Origin of the sequence: Halorubrum sp. CBA1229 (genome assembly GCF_003721435.2) — an archaeon.
Taxonomy (GTDB): Archaea; Halobacteriota; Halobacteria; order Halobacteriales; family Haloferacaceae; genus Halorubrum.
Genome location: NZ_CP054586.1, coordinates 104,391 through 124,421 on the forward strand (window position 1 = coordinate 104,391; position 20,031 = coordinate 124,421).

Here is a 20,031-nt window from a genome sequence, read left to right on the forward strand (position 1 = left end):
TTGGAATCCTAATTTTGTTGGGGCTCATACCCGGGCTCTCGTAACAACAAATCGTCTAAACATGGACCCCGTATAGTAAAACCAGCATGACAAGCCGAACAACCCATCTCGATATCACAGGGATGACCTGTGCCAACTGCTCGGCGACAGTTGGCGACGCGCTAGAGTCCCTCGACGGCGTCGTCGAGGCGAACGCGAACTTCGCCACCGACGAGGGCTCCGTCGAGTACGATCCTGACGAGGTAACGCTCGAAGAGATATACGAGGCGATCGAAGATGCCGGGTACGGGGCGGTGTCTGACACGGTGACTATCGGCATCTCCGATATGACCTGTGCCAACTGTGTACAGACCAATGAGACTGCCCTTGAGAACACGCCAGGTGTCATCGCAGCCGAGGCGAATTTCGCCACCGACGAAGCCCAAGTCCGGTACAATCCCGCGGACACGTCGCTGGATGCGCTCTACGATGCCATCGAGAGCGCGGGTTACTCGCCCGTCCGAGAGGACGGCGACTCCGGTGAGGACGCGCGCGACGCCGCACGACAGGCCGAGATTCGAAAACAGCTCCGACTGACGCTGTTCGGGGCAGTCCTCTCTGCACCGTTGCTGTTCTTCCTCATCGACAGCTATCTTCTCGGCGGCGCCTTCGTCCCCGAGACCGTCTTTGGCGTGGAACTCGGATGGGTCGAGTTCCTGCTCGCGACACCGGTGCAGGCGCTTCTCGGCTGGCCGTTCTACAAGAACTCGTACAATGCGTTGGTGAACAACAAGCGTGCCAACATGGACGTGCTGATCGCGCTAGGATCGACCACTGCCTACCTCTACTCCGTAGCAGTGCTACTCGAGGTGATCGCCGGCGGCCTGTACTTCGACACGGCGGCGCTCATCCTCGTGTTCATTACGTTGGGCAACTACCTGGAAGCCCGTTCGAAGGGCAGGCCGGTGAAGCACTTCGCAAGCTGCTGGAAATGGAGGCGGAGACGGCTACCGTCGTCGACGAGAACGGCAACGAAGAAGAGATTCCGCTCGAAGACGTCAAGGTCGGCGACCGGATGAAAGTCCGGCCCGGCGAACAGATTCCGACCGACGGTGTCGTCGTCGACGGGCAGTCTGCCGTCGACGAATCGATGGTGACGGGCGAGTCCGTCCCCGTCGAGAAGGGCGAGGGCGACGAGGTCGTCGGGTCGACGATCAACGAGAACGGCGTGCTCGTCGTCGAGGCCACGAAGGTCGGTGAAGACACCGCCCTTCAGCAGATCGTCCAAACGGTCAAAGAGGCCCAGTCCCGCCAGCCTGACATCCAGAACCTCGCCGACCGCATCAGCGCGTACTTCGTGCCGGCAGTCATTGTGAACGCCGTGCTGTGGAGCGTGGTCTGGTTCCTGTTCCCGGAGGCACTGGCAGGCTTCGTCGACTGGCTCCCGCTGTGGGGGCAAGTCGCCGGGGGGCCGGCTGTTGCGGGCGGAACCGTCACGGTGTTCGAGTTCGCTATAATCGTGTTCGCCTCGGCAGTACTCATCGCGTGTCCCTGCGCGCTGGGGCTGGCGACGCCCGCCGCGACGATGGTCGGGACCACCATCGGTGCCCAGAACGGCGTCCTGTTCAAGGGTGGCGACATTCTCGAGCGCGCCAAGGACGTCGACACCGTCGTCTTCGACAAGACCGGCACGCTCACCGAGGGTGAGATGGAGCTGACTGATGTCGTCGTCTTCGACGGAGATGGCCAGCCTGTCACCGACGGTGGAGACCCTGCTACCGATGGCGATCCCGCGAGCGGTGCGAGCGGGACCTCGTCGGATCGGCGATCCGACGGCGGCCAACTGACAGCTCGTGACCGACTCAGTAAGGACGACGTGTTGCGGCTCGCGGCCAGCGCCGAAAGCGGCAGCGAACACCCGCTCGCCCGAGCCATCGTCGAGGGAGCCGAAGAGCGCGGGTTAGACGTCACCGGCCCGGAGGATTTCGAAAACGTCCCCGGTCACGGGATCCGTGCGACGGTCGGCGGGAGCGAGGTGTTGGTCGGCAACCGCAAACTCCTCCGCGACAATGATATCGACCCCGCGCCCGCGGAGGAGACCATGGAGCGCCTCGAGAACGAGGGCAAGACCGCGATGCTGGTCGCGGTCGATGGTGAGCTGGTGGGCGTCGTCGCAGACGCCGACACGGTCAAAGAAACCGCGAAGGACGCGGTTAGCGCGCTCCAGGAGCGCAATGTCGACGTGATGATGATCACGGGCGACAACGAACGGACCGCTCGTGCGGTCGCGAAGCAGGTCGGTATCGACCCGACCAACGTGCGTGCGGAGGTGCTCCCAGAGGACAAATCCGATGCCGTCGAGTCCATTCAGGCCGAGGGGCGGCAGGCGATGATGGTCGGTGACGGCGTCAACGACGCCCCCGCACTCGCCGTCGCACACGTGGGTACGGCGATCGGGAGCGGGACGGACGTCGCCATCGAGGCGGCTGACGTGACGCTGATGCGGGACGATCCGCTGGACGTGGTGAAGGCGATCCGCATCTCCGACGCGACGCTGCAGAAGATCAAGCAGAACCTCGTCTGGGCACTGGGCTACAACACCTCCGATGATCCCGCTGGCATCCCTCGGATGCTCCAACCAGTTCTGGCTGCGGCGGCGATGGCGTTTCTCCAGCATCTCGGTGCTGTCGAACAGCCTGCTGTTCCGTCGGTACACGCCCGACCACGATTACGAACTGTTGGGGAAGCTCCGGTAATCACGCGTCGTTCCAGTCCATCATGTCCAATATTTCCCGTCGTGCGGTGTACGCGTACCTCGTCGAAACGGCCGATACTGAGCCCACCTACCTCCGAGCGCGTGACATCGCCAGCGACCTCGACGGGTCGCCGAAAGCCGTCGCACAGTATCTGAGCCAGCTTCAGGACGACCTCGCCGACGTCTCGCTCGAACAGTGGGGTCGGTCGAAGAGCACAACGTGGCGAGTCGAGGTGGACGAGTCGTGAGCACTGTCACACAGCGCGTCGAAACCGTCCTCCCCGACACGGGGACTCGCGAGTGGTGGGCGCTGTATCTGCTTGCCCCGGTCGTCCTCATCGGCGCAGCCCTCCTCGCATTTCCAACGCTCGTCTACGATCGGTTCGTCTGGCAGTATCTCTGGGGGCCGGTCGTCGCCGACGCCGCCAGCCAGCCGGTCACGCACGAGGGGATACGGGCCGTCCGGGGGTATAATGCCGTGAACACGGTGACCTATCTCGGTGCAGTCGTGTACAGTCTTCCCGGCCTCCGAGCGTATCTCAACCACCTCGGTGTCACGCTCGACGCGCGACTCGCATACGGGTTCGCGCCGATAATCGTCGCCGGCGGGGCGATGCGTGCACTCGAGGACATCGGACTGCTCGGTGACTACGCGGTGTGGTTCATCACCCCGTCGATCTATTTCGTCGTCACAGGCGTCACAGTCTTCGCGCTCGGCCTTGGCACACTCGTGCGCGACAGAGGCATCGGATCCATCCCGGCGACGGTCGGCGTCGTAGGGACAGTCTGGGGCGTCAGCGCCGTCGGATTGGCACTCTGGTACGGACTCTCGACGGCGACCCCGCTTCGCCTGTGGGTCCCCGTCGCGACGACGGGAATCGCCCTCACCGTGACTGCTCTCTACTACTGGGGGACGAGCTTCGTCGACGTCGTACACCTCCGGCATCCACTCTTCCTGCTGGCCGTCTTCGGACAGACGTGGGACGCCGCACAGAACCTCATCGGCGTCACGTTCCTCGGCTACTCGCCGAAGCTGGTCATCACGAACTTCGTGTATCAAGCGACTGGCTTCTCCGGATCGACGTTCGTCCTCAAACTCCTCGTGACCGGCGGAATCGTCTGGTACCTTGCGGACGCGAAAGACGAGATGAACCACACCTGGTGGTGGCTCATGACGTTCTTCATCGGGGCGATCGGGATCCCGATGGGCGTCCGTGGGTCGCTCCGGATGATGCTCGGAGTCTAATACCTGAACGATAGGGAAACGGATGATTCCAAACCAATACACCACGGTAGTCGCCTCCGTCACAGAGCAGTGCCCAGCCGTCGCTAAGATCGCTGATAGTGCACCTCTGGGACAATGCAATAGCTGGTCCCTCGATCACCGGACGTTCCTACCATTACCGATACGATGAATCAGACACCGACAGTTGCGATACTGGGTGGGGCAATGGCTGGGTTAGCGGCTGCAGAAGGATTTCAGAGGGCTGGCTGTGACGTCGAGCTCTACGAACGCCAGACGTACAACGAGAAACGCGTCAACTGTGGCGAAGCGATGACCGCCGCCTCTGCAATCCCCCTCGAGAAGACCGCAGAAAACGGGTTCATTAATCCGCTCCCAGAGATGGAAGTCGAGGTGTACGATGGCGTCCAGCCGGGTCGTCAGTGTACTGGACGCGGGAAGTTCACTGCACCGGACGCCTACATCACCGATCGTAACGTCGTCGAACAATCGTGGGCAGACCGCCTGACACAGAGAGGGGTAGACGTCAACGAGAATCAGTCGATCACACCGGCTGAGTTATTCGAGTTCGCAGACGGATACAATGTCATCGTCGACGCCACTGGCCAGCCCTCGCTCACCAGCAAGGCACTACAATCGACCGGCGAATACTCCGGATACCTCGTCGCACTCAACGCCGATGTCGTGGGGGACTTCAGCGACGTATACCCCAACAGCCAGATTATACTCGAAAATTACACTGGATACACGTGGGCGTTCACGAAAACACCGAATCGCGCCAACGTTGGAATCGGATGGGCTGTCAGTGACCGCCCGGACGACTACATGGCAGCGTTCAAACGTGCCTGTGAGCGCAATGGATGGCCCACGCCGACACAGGAACGGACAAACGTCGCGATTATCCCGGAAGGCCCAAGCCTCGATCCCCAGCGAACCTATCACCCCGACCACTCTATCGTGCGTGTAGGTGATGCTGCCGGGATTGCAAACCGGCTTACGGGAAAAGGAATCTCACAGGCCATTCAATCGTCGTATCTCGCAGCGGAACTGGCGGCTGAGGATCGATTGGAAGCATATCCGGAACAGCTGTATCGGGAAATGAAACCTGAATACCTGCTGGCAACGGTTATTCGATACTTCACCGAGACACGGCAGCCACAGATCCTCGGTAAAGCAATTCAAGCCGGCTCTGGAATGGACATCGAAGCTGTCGATCGCTCGCCGCGGGACGTATTGATACAGCTCGCACGACACCCACGGTTATTTGTTCAAATCTTCGGGAAACGGAAGGTACTCCAGCGGGTCTATCAAGCAGCGACCGATCAGTGGGAGTACACTTCGATACCGAACGGTGAGAGTCCGATCTCCGATTCCTCTTTCTAGTATGATGAGAGTTGTATCGGTGATGCAGCTTCTCACTCATCGTCTTCTGCATCGACAGAGTACGACAGTGGGAGTTACGTGAATCAACGGTCAGGGGCGGAAGAGCGAGTAAAACCACGCTTCGGTCTCTGGATGGAGGCCATCGCATACTGCATGAACCGCCATAGCTACTGATACTGCAAAGACGGCGTGGAATAGATGCGCCGGGACTGACTCGGTTAACAATGCACTCACACCAATTACCGCAGAGATAGAGGCGCCGACGCCGACTCTGAAAAAGAAGGCACGCTGAATTACTAGAACTGTGTCCTGATAGAGAAGCACGTAACAAAGAACTGTGAGACCACTAGTGATGAGTGTCGGGATCAGCAGGAGCAGCATCGAACTCATTGCAAGTCACTTCCCGAATATCCCAGCCGAGGGTGGATGTACCCTAACCCAGCAATCAGAGCCGTTACACCGAGTATAGCACCTGTTTCGACAGTTACGAGAAGATCGTGTGGAAGCGGTGTAAGTGTTCCAAGATGGGCGAGCCCGAACAGTAAACTTACGAGCGGGACTCCAACAAGTAATCGACCGTACGTTCCCTCATACTGGTGCCAGATTCCGAGCGTTTTCGCGGCTGTGTATCCGGTACTCACGAGGATGATACCGGTCAGAAGGACGTTTGGAACAATTGGAACCATGGGGAGTCTACGTCACCCAACAAGAAGTCCGTTATCCACGTGCAGAGACGCACCCATCAGTCCGAGCTTGTTTGAGCAACTCTCATTACGGACTGTCAGAGTCATCGTGGTTACGGGACTCGGCCACAACTTCTCGCCATTTACCCCGATCCGGAAGGAACATCGGGACATTCTGCTGATACAGTTGGTAGTCCTCGCCGAACTTGTCGACCATGTCGCGTTCTTCCTTCCGAGCAAGCCACGCGAAGACCACGATGACAAACGGAAACAAACCGACAGAGAACACTGTTGGCCAGTGAATGATTCCTTCGCCGAACAAAGCGATGAACAAACCGGTGTACTGCGGATGACGTACGTAGCCGTATAGCCCGTCCGTGACAAGTCGATCATTCTGCCGAGCTCGATAGACCTGCCGCCATCCTTGAGCAAACAGTCCGATGCCGACGAGAGCCACGGCATAGCCGAGTAGCATCGAAACCAGCATTCCAGTCTCGCCGAAGCCGACGAGTGTCGACCAGAGATTCGTGCTGGCGGACTCGCGATCGAACCCGAAAAATCTGACTAGCAGATAGATCGTGAGCGGAAATCCGTACATCTCTGCATACAACGCGATGATAAACGCCTGCACCACACCTGCCCCGACCCACTCGCGCCAGCTATCTGGAGCAAAATACCGATAGAAGAACCAGGAAACCACGACGATAACGATTAGTGCGAGTCCCCAGGCTGCGGGGTTAGTAACGGAAAAATCGATTGCTGAAACCATCAAGACGTTCAGAGACATTCTATGGGTCGATTCTCTACCAGAGTAAATAACTCATCCTAGAATGTATCGGGCCCAGGGATACCGTTCCACGAGTGGTACACCATCAACCTTGTACTGTTCAATATACGCATCAAGACCGAGGATACGTCCTGCGCCGAAAGCGGCGACAGAGAGGAAAACGAGCATGTACGCGAAGTCCCCGTTGATGTAGCCGTGTGCGGTGTCCCAGTTCCCGAAGTAGAACAGTAGCATCAGGAACGCGCCCCAGAACGCGGCCAGTCGGGTGAGGAAACCCACGATCAGGCCGAGGCCGATGAGAACCTCGCCCCACGGGACGGCGATGTTGACGAAGTCGACGAACCACCCCGTCTGGCCCATCGAGACGAAGAGATCGGCGAGCGGACTGCCGTTCGCGGGCGGCGCATTCTGGAGGTAGCCGGCCGCGTTGAAACTGCCGGAAAGGACCTTATCTACACCGCTCTGGAAGAACGCGATCCCCATCATCAGTCGTAGTGCAAGGATGAACCAGACGCTCAGGGTGTGAAGCTTCCCGCTCGCCGTAAATCCGCCAATTGAGCTTTGTAGTTGGACTTCTTGTGATGACATACCGTAGACTGATTCGTGGGAATTATATAAAGATGCGTCTCCCCTCCGATTCACGTGAGGAGGTGCCACTGTTTTTCGAGAAGGAGCCGGCTCCGTAGTGTATCACATCCGGCAATCTTCAAGCTGTCTCGAGTTCGAGCGGAGAAACGGGGAAGTGTCCCTATTTTTGGGAGAGTAGCCGTCGGAGGACGAGATGAAGGATGCCTCCGTTTTCGACGTATCGAACGGCTGCAGGCGTACCGACCTGGGCAGTAACCGGGAATTCGACGGTCGATCCATCAGCCCGTTCTGCGAGGACGGTCAGCTCGTCGTTCACGTCTAACCCGTCATCAAGGCCACGGATCGCGACGATCTCCGAGCCGTCGAGGCCGAGCGACTCCCACGAGTCTCCCTCTTGGAACTGCAGCGGGAGGACACCCATACCGACGAGATTGTCACGGAAGATTCGTTCGTAGCTTTCGGCGATGGTAGCACGGACTCCCAACAGATCCGTCCCCTTCGCAGCCCAGTCACGACTCGATCCCGTTCCGAGTTCCTCGCCAGCGAACACGACAAGCGACGTGTCGTTCTCGCGGTAGCGACGACTGGCCTCGAAGACCGTCGTCTGTTCGTCCGTGGGGTTGTGAATCGTGTAGCCACCTTCGACGTCGTCGAGCATCTGATTCTCGATGCGGACGTTCGCAAACGTCCCGCGCATCATCACCTCGTGATTCCCTCGCCGAGCACCGTACGTGTTGAACTCGTGCGGTTCGACACCGCGCTCCACGAGCCATTCCCCAGCCGGTTGCTCGCGACTGAACGGTCCGGCGGGACTGATGTGGTCCGTGGTGACCGTGTCCCCGAGCAACAGGAGTGTGCGGGCGTCTTCAACGTCCGCCACGCCGGGTTTCTCCAGCGGGAAGTCCTTGAAAAACGGCGGCTCTCGGATATACGTCGAAGACTCGTCCCACTCGTAGACGTCACCGCTCGGCGCATCGAGCGCATCCCAGTGTTCGTCCCCCTCGAACACCTCGGCGTACTTCTCCTCGAACATCGCCGAGTCGACGCTATCGTGAACCGCCGTATGAATCTCGTCGGGGTCGGGCCAGATGTCTGCGAGGTAGACTGGGTCGCCCTCAGCGTCCGTTCCGAGCGAGTCGTGTTCGAGGTCGATGTCCATGCGGCCGGCGAGGCCGTAGGCGACCACGAGTGGCGGACTGGCGAGGTAGTTCGCCCGGATCTTCGGATGGATGCGTGCCTCGAAGTTGCGATTGCCCGAGAGGACACTCGTCGTCCAGAGGTCTTCGGCGTCGATCGCGCGTTCGATCGGCTCGGGCAGTGGTCCGGCATTCCCGATACAGGTCGTACAGCCGTAGCCGACCACGTTGTAGCCGAGGTCTTCGAGATACGGAAGGAGGCCCGATTCCTCGAGATATTGGGTGACAACACGACTTCCCGGAGCGAGACTCGTCTTGACGTACGCGGGGACGTCAAGCCCACGCTCGACAGCGTTGCGAGCGAGGAGTCCTGCCGCGAGCATCACCGAAGGGTTCGACGTGTTCGTACAGCTGGTGATGGCGCTAACTACGACGCTCCCGTGGCCGATTTCAGTCGTTTCGCCGTGTACGTCGACTTCGACCCGTTTGTCGAGGTCGCCGACGTCCGGCTCCGGAAGATCGGGGTCCGGTCGGTCATCGGCAGCGCTGCTTTCGCCAAGCCATCGGGTGAGCGCGTCCTCGTCGATTTCGTCCACTTCGTCTTCGAATTCACCGTGGACCAATCCACGGAAGTGCGTCTTCATGTCGTCCATCGGGACGCGGTCCTGAGGCCGCTTCGGCCCGGCGAGACTGGGTGTTATCGTCGAGAGATCGAGCTCGACTGTTTCGGTGTACTCGGGGTTCTGCTCGCCGAACAGCCCCTGGGCGTCGAGATATTCACGGACCAGTTCGATGTGCTCCTCGTCGCGTCCCGTAAGCTCGAGATAATCGAGAGTCGCCTCGTCCACCCCGAACATCGAGATGGTCGAACCCTGTTCGGGTGCCATGTTCGCGATGGTCGCCCGGTCCGGAACAGTGAGGTTCGACACGCCCGGTCCGAAGAACTCGACGAAGCGGTCGACAACCCCGACCTCGCGGAGTTGCTCGGTGACGTGGAGGACGAGGTCGGTCGCTGTCGCACCTTCGGGTAGTTCGCCGGTGAGTCGGACGCCGACGACCTCGGGGAGCTTCATCGTGATGGGCTGGCCAAGCATCGCGGCTTCCGCCTCGATGCCGCCAACGCCCCACCCGACGACGCCGATACCACCGATCATCGGCGTGTGGCTATCAGTTCCGACGAGGGTGTCGGGGAGCAGCCACTGCTCGCCATCACGCTCTCGGGCGTGGACGACCTGGCCGAGGTATTCAAGGTTCACCTGGTGGACGATCCCGGTTCCCGGCGGTACGACGCGGAAGTCGTCGAAGGCCTGTTGGGCCCACTTGAGCGCTCGATAGCGTTCGCCGTTGCGCTCATACTCCAGTTCGACGTTCTTCTCGTATGCGTCCTCAGAGCCGAAGTAGTCGACCTGAACGCTGTGGTCGATGACGAGATCGCACGGGATCTCCGGTTCGACGAGGGTTGGATCCTCGCCCTTGCGCTCAACCGCCGAGCGGAGTGCCGCGAGGTCGACGACGGCGGGAACACCGGTGAGGTCCTGGAGGACGACCCGCGACGGCGTGAACGGAAGTTCGACATCCGGCACGTCAGGCTGCCACGAAGCGACGTTCCGAACGTCCTCAGCCGTAATGGTGTCGCCGTCGACGTTCCGAAGGACGGATTCGAGGAGGACACGAATGCTAACCGGAAGGCGGTCCAGTTCGCAGAGGCCGGCCTCTTCGAGAGCGGTGAGATCCGCCATTTGATAGGCGTCCCCATCGAACTCGAATTCACGTATCGCATCGAAAGGATCAGTTTCGACCATGGAGTGAGCTACGCTTACCCAGCCCTTGAATTGTTGGCTCCGAACAGTCGGAAGACCCAGTCACTGCAGCACTTCATACAGCTGTCGCGAAGGGCCTTCGTTCACAGAATCCGGCTAAGCGCCTCCGTTATCGAGCGAACTCTGACGATACGGAGCCCCGATACAGCCACTTCTGTCGGTTCGTCCGCCGGAATGACCAAAGCCCGTGCATCAAGTCCTCGTGCTGCACGGGCTTTCGTCTCGATCTCCCCAACGGGAAGCAACGCTCCTTCGTCGTCGACGATTCCCGTGATGAGCGTCTCCGGTGTGAGTGACTGCTGGCGGAGGCTGGCGACGAGGGCGACCGTGAGTCCTGCTTCCCAGCTCTTCCCGCGAAGTGCGAGCACACTGTCCGTGGGAGAATCGAACGTGACGTGCGTCGCCGTTCCGGCCAGCGAGCTGTCGGTGAGCCGCGTGGCCGTCGCAATCGCTTCACGAAGCGCGAGCTGGAGGTCGTGGCGGACTTCGATTCCATTCAAATTCACGAACAACTCGCCCTCGCCGTCGGTGAACTCAAATGCCACCGGAACCATGAGGCCGCTATCGGAGCCGTCGACTGCTGGAAGATAGTACCGTGTTGTTGCGGGAAGTGTGGCCCCACCAGCGAGTGTCGCCAGCGACTGAAATCCCTCCCCCGCTCGCGTGAGACCGAAAACCGCACCGGCGCCCCCAAGGCTCCCCAGGCCGAGTCCGGCAAGAAACCCCCGACGCGACAGAGCCGTCTCTTCAATCCGGCCGATTACGTCGTGCTCCGTATCAGCCGACCGAGAGACGGAAGCGGGTTCGTCGGGTGGCATGGTAGTATGGTGACCGGCTACAGTTAGTATTCGTGTGAGTGAGTAACAGGCGGAGGGTAATAAAGGCTCTTCGCAGTGTGGACTTCGAACGGATACGCCTATTTTGACTGACTCTCACGTATGAAACGGTCGTTGTCACATATGCCGTCACAGTACCGGTCACTGGTCGGGTTGACTGTCGTAAGTAGCGTCGTGACCGGTATCGGCGTGTGGAGTGCCTATCAGTTCGAACTTGCCCTGCTTCAGGTGACGACCGCAAGCACGTGGACTCTTCTGGTTGGGCTCATCGAGGAGGCGTTCGTCCGTCTCATCCCTTTGATACTCGTTTTCTACGGCTGGAGCTACTGGCAAGGCGACCTCCTCTCGAAAACCGAGGGACTACTCGCAACCGTGGCCTCCGGTCTGACAGTCGCCTTCCTCGAACTGGTGCTCAAACTCGAATACCTGTCACGTCTCGAGGCGACAGCCCAGTTCGACTCGCTCGTGCTCCCGCTAGTATTCGTTCACCTACCGTTCGCACTCATTGCTGGGCGGTTCGCGTACGCGCTCGGCGAGCGGATTCATCATACCGACGAGGTAGGCTTACCGTCGCTGTCGCGACGAAATCTGGCGGTACTCGGTCTTGGATATCTCGGCCTCGCAGTACTCCATATCGGCTACAATCTACTTGTACGGTAGGAGGGGGAGCGCTGCTGAAACCGTCCGGGAGTGATTAGTGGTCGTCGCCGAGGGCGGTCGAAATCATTCCGTTCAGTTCTTCAAGCTTCTCGCGGACCCGATCGGGCTTGTCGGCCGGCGGATCCTCGAGGGCGACCGCCTCGTGGGGATCCGGTTCACCGACGATGACGCTCCCGATCATCCCGAGGCTCTCGTGGGGCGTGCAGTAGTAGTGGTAGACCCCCTCGGTCTCGAACGTGTGTTCGAACGTTGCGCCCTGTTCAGAGACGATGCCACTGTCCCAGGACGCCGCTCCCTCGGGAACGAGCTGGGGCTGGTCGTTGTCGGAGTGGTACGCGGTCGTTGAGTGACTCCCGCTCTCGTTGTGCCAGGTCACGGTGCCACCGACGTTCACCCGCACGACGTGTGGCTCGAAGTGGTAGCCCCCGTCCTCGGTAATCATGTTTACTTCGGCCGTATCGGACGGCGCTCCGACCGCTTCGTCGTGCCCCCCATCGTCGTCGTGACTGTCCTCGTCGTCGCTGTGGCTAGACTCCGTGCTGGCCTCGTCCTGGCCACTCTCAGTCGTTGATCCGGCCGCTGCCTCGCTGTCGTTGTCCTGAGTCCCCGTGCAACCGGCGAGGCCAATGACTGCTGCACCGCCAGTCAGCTGGAGCATCCGTCGACGCGTGAGTGAATCGGTCATATCATCGGTCACCTTGCAAGTGAACCTACACAGGCAGACAGTATAGTCCGGAACGCAGATTTGCTGGGTCAGCAAATCGGCGTTTCTTTATATACCCGCCCACAGAAATGTAGAATGTGAGTGAAGAGCGAGACATCTCGGGGGTCCTCGCCATCCTCGACGACGACTATGCACGAGCGATCCTCGAGGCGACTCGCCGAACACAGATGTCCGCCAAGGAACTCAGTAATGAGTGCGATATGTCCGTCTCGACGGTTTCCAGGCGAGTCAATACGTTGCTCGAGTACGACTTGCTCGTCGAACGAACGCACATGGATCCCGACGGTCATCATTACAGCGAATACGAAGCCCAGCTCGACCGGGTCGAGGTTCAACTTCTGGAGTCTGGGTTCGATGTCCGCATCGAACTTCGGGAAGACGCCCCCGACAGATTCTCTCGGTTGTGGGATACAATGAGGAACGACTAACCATGCACATCGGTCTCGTCATCGCAAAACTCGTCACCATGGCTCTCGGGTTCGTGATCGCATACCAAGCCTATCGAGGATACCGTCGATCCAACAGCCAATCGATGTTGTACCTCGCCGTCGGCTTCGCAATTATCAGCTTCGGCGCTATCATCGAAGGGGTCTTATTCGACGTTGTTGGCCTGACGTTCCATAACGCTGGAATAGTGGCGACAGTAATCGTCGCGCTCGGGATGCTCACGATCCTGTACGCCCTGTACGGACGCGACCCGCGGAAACTGGAGGAATAAGAATGGTGGACGCAACAACAGCGATTCTTGTAGTCGTTCGCTTGCTCGTTCTCGCACTCGGTATTCTGATCACGTACTACAGCTTCGAGGCGTATCGACGAACGGGCACGTACTATATGCGAAACGCCGCGATCGGATTCGGGATCATCACTCTCGGTGTCTTCATTGAAGGAGTGCTGTTCGAATTCGCGGGAGTTGACCTCGCTGTCGTCCACGTCATCGAATCAGTCGCCATTGGCCTCGGATTCGTGGTTCTTCTCATCTCGCTTCGCCGGTAGCTCCAGACACCTCTCTGGAAACGCAAGCCGAGTGTCTCAAGGCGAGACTAAACGCGATTTACACTGATGAGGTGAGTGCTCCGGAGCTTGCCCCCGATGGCGGTTCACGCTCCTCGAATGGTCAGAACTGGCCCATCAGCGTTCCGGAGAACTCGTTCAGTCACACTTCCGATGAGGTGTCGTGAAATACCGGATCGACCGTGCGTCCCCATAAGGATGAGGTCAACGCTATGCTGGTCACAGTACTCCGATATTTCCTGATGGGGGACGCCGTGGGTTATCTCAGCAGTGACTGCAACCCCGTCAGAAGTCGCTCGAGATCGGACATCTTCGAGGACCGTTTCTCCAGTCTGCTCTAGCACTTGCTGCAGTTCGTCCCATGTCCATCCCGGACGAGACGCGTAGTCACCCCTATCAACAACATAAAGAGCGTGAACTGCCGCATCGTACATCTTAGCCACTTCGAGTGCGTGATAAAAAGCCTCTCGTGCCGGAATACTGCCATCTGTCGGAAATAAGATGCGGTCGAATCCAGCTCGTATCTCGGCTTCAGAACTCGCTTCAGCCGGCTTCGAATTGATGCTAAGGACAGGGATGTTAACAGTGCGGATAATTCGGGTCGTTACACTCCCAAGCAGAAATCGGTCGAGGCCAGTGTGTCCTCGGGTTCGCATACAGACGAGATCGATTCCGGCGTCGGTGATGTAGGATCGGATTTCTCGCGCTGGAACGCCACGGCGGACCTCAGAAACTACGTCGAGATTGTGTTCTGCGGCTCGTGTCGCGATCTGTTGCGTGGCGGCATCCCCAGCGTCATACCATTGGTCTGGAAGCGGCTCCAAATCGGGAGTCAGCGCGGTCAGTTCGAGTTTCCGTTCGATCGGCGAACTGTCGACGACGTGTAGAGCGTGAACGGTTGCATCGTATCGGTCCGCGATGTCGAGCCCGTACGTGATCGCGGGTTCGACGTGATCGCTGCCATCGGTTGGGATGAGGATATCGGTGTACATGGCGTAGTTCTCCGATTTACCGTGTGAAGGAGTTGTACAGCCAGGCGAAGGCGTACACGAGGACGAAGCTGGCCACCGCGGCTTCAACCATACCTGCTGCTGTCCCGACGATGGTCGGTTCGAAGAACAGGTGCCACTGTTCCATTGCCTCAATCCCCTGCTCGTAGACTCCAATCGCTCCGAAGACGCCGAAGAGCAGCATCACGACGGCAGAGACGACGGCAGCTGCACCTGCCAGCGCCAGTGCGTCGAGGGACATCGTGCGGGGCTTGGATTCCATGTCATGCGCGTCCTGAGTTCTGGTAGTCGTGCTCATATGTAGAGATACGCCTGGCTCATTCAATCGAGTTTCTATTACAATTCGAAAGAACACCCGGCTGGGTAACGAACCACGATAAAATGCGGGGACAGAAGCAGGATATTGCGTCGCTGTCTGGGTAATTAGTCGTTCAAAAGGCCATAGCGATTCACCAACTGGAGCCCGAACTCCCAGTATTAAATTAGTGAGAGGGCATTTCAAGCAGGGAGTTGTTGTCTCTGGTGGTTTGTGCTTTCGAATGCAAATTTTATAGAGGGTCACAAGCCCATATTTCTAAGGGCAATTGACAAAACAGAGGCTTGTGATGGTCTACGTATGAAGGCCGCCCTCGTCGACGGAATCCTCGAATCGTTGCGGATCGGTGTCGGCTTTCTCTGGACAGCGGCCTGGGCGATTATTATGGGCCTCACGATTACGAGCCTCGTCCAGGTCTACGTCTCCAAAGAGCGGATGGCCCAAGTCCTTGGGGAAGGGGATCTGAGCGGACTCACGAAGGCAACGGTCTTCGGTGCTGCGAGTAGCGGCTGTAGCTTCGGTGCAGTAGCGATTGGTAAGGGACTGTTCAAGAAGGGAGCACACACAGTGAATTTCCTCGCCTTCATGTTTGCCTCGACAAACCTCATCGTAGAATTGGGGCTGATGATCCTGATTCTGCTGGGGTGGGAGTTTCTGGTCGCCGAACTCCTCGGCGGCCTCATCCTTATCGCCGTCATGGCGCTCCTGGTCCATTTGACTCTCCCGGAGAACCTCTTCGACGAAGTTCGGGAGGAACTGAATCAACGTGATCACGAACACGGCGTCACCGAGGATCCGACCTGCGGGATGGAGGGCAAAGACGAGTACTCGCTGACGACCGACGGGGGTGAAACGGTGAAGTTCTGCTCGAAGGGGTGTATGGAGACATATCAACAGGAAATCGCCAGTTCCGGTGGGTGGCGTGACGAACTCCTCTCGTGGGGCGGGTGGTACAAGGTCGGGAACCAGTACCGCAAGGAGTGGTCGATGATCTGGAAGGACGTCATCGCGGGCTTTCTGATCTCAGGGTTCGTCATCGTCTTCGTCCCGCAGTGGGTGTGGAACACGCTCTTCCTTCAGGGCGACAGTTTGCTGGTGAGCGCAGAGAACGCCATCATGGGCGTGACGATCGCTGTCCTCAGCTTTGTCGGCAGTATGGGCAATGTCCCCTTTGCCGTCGCGCTCTGGGGCGGTGGGATCAGCTTTGCGGGCGTCATCGCGTTCGTCTACGCCGACCTCATCACGATTCCTGTCCTCAACGTTTACCGGAAATACTACGGCTGGAAGGTGATGCTGTACATTCTCGGCATCTTCTTCGTGACGATGGCCTTCACAGGCTTCCTCATGGAAGAACTGTTCAACATCCTCGGAATTGTTCCAAACCTCGCCGGCGGTGAGACTGCGACCGAACAAACGTACTTTGAGATCAATTACACCTTCTATCTCAACATTATCGCGTTCGGGCTCTCCGGATTCCTCCTCTACGTCTACCGGCGTGGCCTCGGTGCCCCCGGCCAGTACCGCGATCCGGTCTGTGGAATGCGGACCGACGAGAAGGGACCGACCGTGACCCACGACGGGGAAACATACTACTTCTGCTCTCAAGCCTGTAGGCAAAAATTTGAAAAGAAGCCGAATGAATTCGCTCATCAGAAACCAGAATTTCAAGATCACAGTCACGACCACTAACGCCAGTAGAGTGGGATAGTCATTTGTCTAGATTCGAACTCTTTTTCATTATCAGTGGAGAGTGCTTCACAAATCAACACTTAAACCGCTCCCAGCCTGTTTTGCCCTATGACAAAAACAACAAGCGAAATCCAATCTCTCGGTCAGATTCTCGAATCGAGTACGTGGCTTAACTTGATACTAGCCATCCAGCTGGTGGTTGGAATCACTTACGTGTATGTGACAGGTGATACCGTGGGACGATGGACTCACTTCGTTATACCGTTTATTTGGTTTACCGCATCTGGATGGGTTTTATGGCATACCCGTCCCCCTACAACGAGCTGGATATACCGAGTCGGTGCCGGGTTATTTGTCGCAATCTACTTTCTCATTATGTTATATTTTTCAGGCTTAGTCGGCCCATCTACCTCCCACCTCGGGCAACTCACTGGGGCCACCGATTACGGCTTGACGTGGGGGCGCTCACTAGGCTGGAGCCCCGTTCTACTCTACACTGGGAATATAATTACAGCTACAATCATACCCTATCAAGCAGTCGGCCTGTTCGCAATGGCATATCTTGTATATGACGCAGTACTGAGCTTTTCTCAGTCAGCGGTTGGGGGCGTTATAGGAATCGTGGCGTGTCCGGCCTGCGTCAGCCCAATCGTGCTAGCACTTGTGGGCGGAGTGGGTGGCACTACAACGACAATATTGTTCGGTACCTATGGATATGAATTTGCGACAGTCCTATTTCTTTTAGGGCTAGCTATTCTCTATCATCGAAATCGGCTTGCGATAGTAGTCTCGCAGTTACAGGGGAGCTAACTCGATCGAATACGTTCTACCCACTTTGCGCCAGCGTTACAACGGTTAGCTGGGAGAATATTGACGGGTCGTGGGACACACAGAGGGGATAGACAGCCACACTGAACTGTTCGTATCTATCGAAACTGGTACAGTAATGACTCGCGAACACCAGATAATGAATGGTAGCTATTCCGGACTGAGGTGGAGTATATGAATAAACGGCGAGCGGACTTCCTCGCCAGTCTCCTTGTCACTGCTGTCCTCCTCATCGGCAGTGCGCTCGGTTGGCAAGCCTACCAGCAAAAACAATCCATCGAGCAAATGGGGTCGATGATGGGAATGGATTCATCGGTAGGGGCGATGCATGGGACGAACCCCATCTGGTACATCGGTGGGACTCTTCTCGTCTCAGCGGTCATTATTGGGGGATATCTTTTGATTCGGAACGACCTCACTAACACAGCTGTACCCGACGACACGCAGGCCAAGACGGAGAGTCAAACTGTTTCCGAGACGGATAACTCGCCCGAGGAAGCGGCCCAATCGAGCGGCGTTATCAATCCAGAATCTCAACCGCAGGCACGTGTGTTGGACCTGCTGCCCGATGACGAACGTCGTATCCTCGAGCCAGTCCTCTCCTCACCCGGCATCACCCAGATCGAATTGCGGGACCGATCGAACTTCTCGAAGAGCAAGGTGAGTCAGACAGTAAGTGCCCTCGAGAAACGTGGGCTGTTGTATCGTGAACGCCAGGGGCGAACGTATCGTATCTATCCAAGTGATGATTTACAGGAGAATCAGGCATAGTAACTACCCTGCTACGCAGTCGTTACTCGCTTTTGCTCGCACGTTGAGGACGGAACTCGCGCCTTCCATGGAGGAAATGACCTACTATCTTGGGGCAGTTGCCCCTCCACCCACGGACATTCGCCTTGTTTGACGGTCGAAACTTGGTGATCAGCAGTTCCCGCCCAATAGGGTGACTTATCAGACACTCTCCAGCCACGAGCCTCCTTTTTATATTGGACTGAGATAAGAAACTGTGGGTTCGCCCAAGCGACCCATTCGGTATCGTGCTAAAGCAGTGGCCCATCCGCCGCTCTGAGCCTTCAGAACGTTCAGAACTGCTCAGGCCGGTCGGTATCTCGACTTTGGATTGTTAAGAGCAAAGTGCTTGATTTATCGCCCCGTACATTAGATGCGGGGTGAAACCGAATGGCAACTGATCCCGTCTGTGGAATGGACGTCGACGAAACCGATGCAGCGGCTACTGCCGAGTACGATGGTCAGACGTACTACTTCTGTGCCGAAGGATGCAAGGACACGTTCACCTCGGCACCGGAGGAATACGTCTAAACGTCACAACCACCGAGAAAGCCCCGCGTCTGGCGTCGTAGCTTCCCCCTCAACCCACCCCCCTTTCCCCACCCCCGGTTCATCTTTCAATGACACAAAATGCGATTGACGACACGGATCGTGAGATCCTCCGACTCCTCGAGGAGAACGCACGTCGTTCGTACAATGAAATCGCTGAAGCAGTAAATCTCTCAGCCCCGTCTGTTTCGGCGCGTATCCGTCGATTGGAACAAGACGGCGTTATTCGTCAATTCACAGTCGACACCGATCGAACGCAGTACGAAAACCGGGTGCGTATCATGGTGCGTTTCCAATCTGTACTCGATAGTGCGGACTCACTTCGAGAGTCAGTTATCCAGGCCCCATACGTGGAACACGTATTCACAACTGCTGAAGGTGAGATTATCGCCGTGGCGACTCCACCACGCCCCACAATCGGAAGCTGGGTGCAACAAAATATTCCACTGAGTGATGTCCGGCGATACGATGTGCAATTGCTGTCGAGCATCACCCACTCCACGTATTCAAACGGAACGGAGTCTACACTTACATCCGCAAACTGTGGGAGCACGGTTCGCGAAGACGGATTAGCCTCGCGTGTTGGTGGTTCCCTCCAACAGTTTTGTTGCGAAGAATGTGAATCTGCATTTCGGAAACAGCATGAGGATTCCCCAGGATAACGGGGACTATTTTTTCAATAGGCCGAGCAGGCCAATTGCCGCAGGGTCTGCCCCCGAGCCGGTTCACGAAACGTGGGAAAAGCGGGGAGCTCCTCGAATTCGGCGGATATGAACGGTCGCATCTCTGAAAAACAGTTATAACGCTCTATACACGCTCTCGAACGTTCTCCTGCGTGGATTCACACCCACGTCGATAACCCCCGAGCGGTCCTACGAGTAACCGAGGAGAAAGACAATGACTAATTTCAAACTCGGCCGCTGGCTGCTGGTGGCACTCGCGATCATCGGACTCGCGTTCGCCGCCCCCGCGGTCAGCGCACACGGCACTGACACGACCGCAGACGACGCGCCCACGGACAATACCACCGCAGATGAATGGGCCACGTGGATGGAGGCACAGATGACCGAACACATGGGCCCTGGTAGCGTCGAGTGGATGGAGTCGCACATGGGTGTGACCGTCGACGAAATGGCCCAGGACATGGCTGACGAGGAATACCACGACGGGACTGACGACGACTACAACGGCGGGATGTACGGGCAGGGCCACTGCTGATAGGCCCTGACCGTTTCGATCGCT

At 58.0% G+C, this 20,031-nt stretch carries 20 protein-coding genes and 1 pseudogene; 13 read left to right on the forward strand and 8 right to left on the reverse strand.

Going from position 1 to position 20,031, the window contains the following annotated elements; genetic code table 11:
- The first annotated feature begins 86 nt into the window (after positions 1-86).
- From Hrr1229_RS16705 to Hrr1229_RS16720, 4 genes and pseudogenes are all read left to right on the forward strand, one after another.
- A pseudogene (locus Hrr1229_RS16705) lies at positions 87-2,735 on the forward strand (copper-translocating P-type ATPase).
- Positions 2,736-2,757: 22 nt separating this feature from the next.
- Positions 2,758-2,982: a hypothetical protein gene (locus Hrr1229_RS16710; protein ID WP_123115035.1), complete on the forward strand. Its 225-nt coding sequence runs from the start codon at positions 2,758-2,760 to the stop codon at positions 2,980-2,982.
- Complete coding sequence (locus Hrr1229_RS16715; protein ID WP_123115036.1) at positions 2,979-3,980, forward strand: DUF63 family protein; 1,002 nt, start codon at positions 2,979-2,981, stop codon at positions 3,978-3,980. Before Hrr1229_RS16710 ends, Hrr1229_RS16715 begins: the two co-directional genes overlap by 4 nt.
- A gap of 165 nt (positions 3,981-4,145) precedes the next feature.
- Complete coding sequence (locus Hrr1229_RS16720) at positions 4,146-5,360, forward strand: NAD(P)/FAD-dependent oxidoreductase (RefSeq protein WP_176329442.1); 1,215 nt, start codon at positions 4,146-4,148, stop codon at positions 5,358-5,360.
- 90 nt (positions 5,361-5,450) lie between these two features.
- Here Hrr1229_RS16720 and Hrr1229_RS16725 read toward each other — a convergent pair whose 3' ends face one another.
- The 5 genes from Hrr1229_RS16725 to Hrr1229_RS16745 all read right to left on the reverse strand — a co-directional run bounded on the left by Hrr1229_RS16725 (position 5,451) and on the right by Hrr1229_RS16745 (position 11,192).
- The gene (locus tag Hrr1229_RS16725; protein ID WP_123115038.1) at positions 5,451-5,741 is read right to left on the reverse strand and encodes a hypothetical protein; all 291 of its coding nucleotides are present in this window, start codon (positions 5,739-5,741) and stop codon (positions 5,451-5,453) included.
- A gap of 390 nt (positions 5,742-6,131) precedes the next feature.
- Positions 6,132-6,830 (reverse strand): isoprenylcysteine carboxylmethyltransferase family protein, encoded by a 699-nt coding sequence (locus Hrr1229_RS16730; protein ID WP_255212610.1) that lies wholly within the window; start codon positions 6,828-6,830, stop codon positions 6,132-6,134.
- A 33-nt stretch (positions 6,831-6,863) separates the two neighbouring features.
- On the reverse strand, positions 6,864-7,418 hold the full coding sequence (locus tag Hrr1229_RS16735; RefSeq protein WP_123115039.1) for a DoxX family protein: 555 nt from the start codon (positions 7,416-7,418) through the stop codon (positions 6,864-6,866).
- A 160-nt stretch (positions 7,419-7,578) separates the two neighbouring features.
- The gene (acnA, locus tag Hrr1229_RS16740) at positions 7,579-10,356 is read right to left on the reverse strand and encodes an aconitate hydratase AcnA (RefSeq protein WP_123115040.1); all 2,778 of its coding nucleotides are present in this window, start codon (positions 10,354-10,356) and stop codon (positions 7,579-7,581) included.
- Positions 10,357-10,457: 101 nt separating this feature from the next.
- Positions 10,458-11,192, reverse strand: a complete 735-nt coding sequence (locus Hrr1229_RS16745) for a hypothetical protein (protein WP_123115041.1) — start codon at positions 11,190-11,192, stop codon at positions 10,458-10,460.
- A gap of 120 nt (positions 11,193-11,312) precedes the next feature.
- Here Hrr1229_RS16745 and Hrr1229_RS16750 point away from each other — a divergent pair, with 120 nt between their 5' ends.
- Positions 11,313-11,870 carry a hypothetical protein gene (locus Hrr1229_RS16750; protein ID WP_255212611.1) on the forward strand — a complete coding sequence of 186 codons (558 nt, stop codon included), beginning with the start codon at positions 11,313-11,315 and terminating at the stop codon, positions 11,868-11,870.
- Between the two features lie 34 nt (positions 11,871-11,904).
- Here the strand turns inward: Hrr1229_RS16750 and Hrr1229_RS16755 are convergent, their stop codons facing one another.
- Entirely contained in the window at positions 11,905-12,555 is a 651-nt protein-coding gene (locus Hrr1229_RS16755) for a plastocyanin/azurin family copper-binding protein (RefSeq protein ID WP_123115212.1), read from the reverse strand.
- A 116-nt stretch (positions 12,556-12,671) separates the two neighbouring features.
- Here Hrr1229_RS16755 and Hrr1229_RS16760 point away from each other — a divergent pair, with 116 nt between their 5' ends.
- Genes Hrr1229_RS16760 through Hrr1229_RS16770 form a run of 3 tightly spaced genes read left to right on the forward strand, consistent with a single transcriptional unit; the run spans position 12,672 to position 13,590 of the window.
- A complete protein-coding gene (locus Hrr1229_RS16760; protein WP_123115043.1) occupies positions 12,672-13,022 on the forward strand; it encodes a helix-turn-helix domain-containing protein in 351 nt (116 codons plus the stop codon).
- Positions 13,023-13,024: 2 nt separating this feature from the next.
- A complete protein-coding gene (locus Hrr1229_RS16765) occupies positions 13,025-13,312 on the forward strand; it encodes a hypothetical protein (RefSeq protein WP_123115044.1) in 288 nt (95 codons plus the stop codon).
- Positions 13,313-13,314: 2 nt separating this feature from the next.
- Positions 13,315-13,590, forward strand: a complete 276-nt coding sequence (locus Hrr1229_RS16770; protein ID WP_123115045.1) for a hypothetical protein — start codon at positions 13,315-13,317, stop codon at positions 13,588-13,590.
- A 104-nt stretch (positions 13,591-13,694) separates the two neighbouring features.
- Here the strand turns inward: Hrr1229_RS16770 and Hrr1229_RS16775 are convergent, their stop codons facing one another.
- Positions 13,695-14,600 (reverse strand): universal stress protein, encoded by a 906-nt coding sequence (locus tag Hrr1229_RS16775; RefSeq protein WP_123115046.1) that lies wholly within the window; start codon positions 14,598-14,600, stop codon positions 13,695-13,697.
- Positions 14,601-14,616: 16 nt separating this feature from the next.
- The gene (locus Hrr1229_RS16780; RefSeq protein WP_255212612.1) at positions 14,617-14,880 is read right to left on the reverse strand and encodes a hypothetical protein; all 264 of its coding nucleotides are present in this window, start codon (positions 14,878-14,880) and stop codon (positions 14,617-14,619) included.
- A 354-nt stretch (positions 14,881-15,234) separates the two neighbouring features.
- Between Hrr1229_RS16780 and Hrr1229_RS16785 the strand changes: the two genes are divergently transcribed.
- The 5 genes from Hrr1229_RS16785 to Hrr1229_RS16805 all read left to right on the forward strand — a co-directional run bounded on the left by Hrr1229_RS16785 (position 15,235) and on the right by Hrr1229_RS16805 (position 20,007).
- Entirely contained in the window at positions 15,235-16,623 is a 1,389-nt protein-coding gene (locus Hrr1229_RS16785; protein ID WP_123115047.1) for a permease, read from the forward strand.
- Between the two features lie 1,002 nt (positions 16,624-17,625).
- A complete protein-coding gene (locus Hrr1229_RS16790; protein WP_123115214.1) occupies positions 17,626-18,222 on the forward strand; it encodes a MarR family transcriptional regulator in 597 nt (198 codons plus the stop codon).
- A 408-nt stretch (positions 18,223-18,630) separates the two neighbouring features.
- Positions 18,631-18,771: a YHS domain-containing protein gene (locus Hrr1229_RS16795; RefSeq protein WP_123115048.1), complete on the forward strand. Its 141-nt coding sequence runs from the start codon at positions 18,631-18,633 to the stop codon at positions 18,769-18,771.
- Positions 18,772-18,860: 89 nt separating this feature from the next.
- The gene (locus Hrr1229_RS16800) at positions 18,861-19,451 is read left to right on the forward strand and encodes a winged helix-turn-helix transcriptional regulator (RefSeq protein WP_123115049.1); all 591 of its coding nucleotides are present in this window, start codon (positions 18,861-18,863) and stop codon (positions 19,449-19,451) included.
- Between the two features lie 235 nt (positions 19,452-19,686).
- Positions 19,687-20,007, forward strand: a complete 321-nt coding sequence (locus tag Hrr1229_RS16805; RefSeq protein ID WP_123115124.1) for a hypothetical protein — start codon at positions 19,687-19,689, stop codon at positions 20,005-20,007.
- Positions 20,008-20,031: the final 24 nt, after the last annotated feature.

What these genes read in the sequence shown, in the direction of transcription:
- Hrr1229_RS16710 (WP_123115035.1), top strand. Translation starts at nt 2,758, where the DNA reads ATGTCCAATATTTCCCGTCGTGCGGTGTACGCGTACCTCGTCGAAACG.
- Hrr1229_RS16720 (WP_176329442.1), top strand. Translation starts at nt 4,146, where the DNA reads ATGAATCAGACACCGACAGTTGCGATACTGGGTGGGGCAATGGCTGGG.
- Hrr1229_RS16725 (WP_123115038.1), bottom strand. Translation starts at nt 5,741, where the DNA reads ATGCTGCTCCTGCTGATCCCGACACTCATCACTAGTGGTCTCACAGTT.
- Hrr1229_RS16730 (WP_255212610.1), bottom strand. Translation starts at nt 6,830, where the DNA reads ATGTCTCTGAACGTCTTGATGGTTTCAGCAATCGATTTTTCCGTTACT.
- Hrr1229_RS16735 (WP_123115039.1), bottom strand. Translation starts at nt 7,418, where the DNA reads ATGTCATCACAAGAAGTCCAACTACAAAGCTCAATTGGCGGATTTACG.
- acnA (WP_123115040.1), bottom strand. Translation starts at nt 10,356, where the DNA reads ATGGTCGAAACTGATCCTTTCGATGCGATACGTGAATTCGAGTTCGAT.
- Hrr1229_RS16745 (WP_123115041.1), bottom strand. Translation starts at nt 11,192, where the DNA reads ATGCCACCCGACGAACCCGCTTCCGTCTCTCGGTCGGCTGATACGGAG.
- Hrr1229_RS16750 (WP_255212611.1), top strand. Translation starts at nt 11,313, where the DNA reads ATGAAACGGTCGTTGTCACATATGCCGTCACAGTACCGGTCACTGGTC.
- Hrr1229_RS16755 (WP_123115212.1), bottom strand. Translation starts at nt 12,555, where the DNA reads ATGACCGATTCACTCACGCGTCGACGGATGCTCCAGCTGACTGGCGGT.
- Hrr1229_RS16765 (WP_123115044.1), top strand. Translation starts at nt 13,025, where the DNA reads ATGCACATCGGTCTCGTCATCGCAAAACTCGTCACCATGGCTCTCGGG.
- Hrr1229_RS16770 (WP_123115045.1), top strand. Translation starts at nt 13,315, where the DNA reads ATGGTGGACGCAACAACAGCGATTCTTGTAGTCGTTCGCTTGCTCGTT.
- Hrr1229_RS16775 (WP_123115046.1), bottom strand. Translation starts at nt 14,600, where the DNA reads ATGTACACCGATATCCTCATCCCAACCGATGGCAGCGATCACGTCGAA.
- Hrr1229_RS16780 (WP_255212612.1), bottom strand. Translation starts at nt 14,880, where the DNA reads ATGGAATCCAAGCCCCGCACGATGTCCCTCGACGCACTGGCGCTGGCA.
- Hrr1229_RS16785 (WP_123115047.1), top strand. Translation starts at nt 15,235, where the DNA reads ATGAAGGCCGCCCTCGTCGACGGAATCCTCGAATCGTTGCGGATCGGT.
- Hrr1229_RS16790 (WP_123115214.1), top strand. Translation starts at nt 17,626, where the DNA reads ATGAATAAACGGCGAGCGGACTTCCTCGCCAGTCTCCTTGTCACTGCT.
- Hrr1229_RS16795 (WP_123115048.1), top strand. Translation starts at nt 18,631, where the DNA reads ATGGCAACTGATCCCGTCTGTGGAATGGACGTCGACGAAACCGATGCA.
- Hrr1229_RS16800 (WP_123115049.1), top strand. Translation starts at nt 18,861, where the DNA reads ATGACACAAAATGCGATTGACGACACGGATCGTGAGATCCTCCGACTC.
- Hrr1229_RS16805 (WP_123115124.1), top strand. Translation starts at nt 19,687, where the DNA reads ATGACTAATTTCAAACTCGGCCGCTGGCTGCTGGTGGCACTCGCGATC.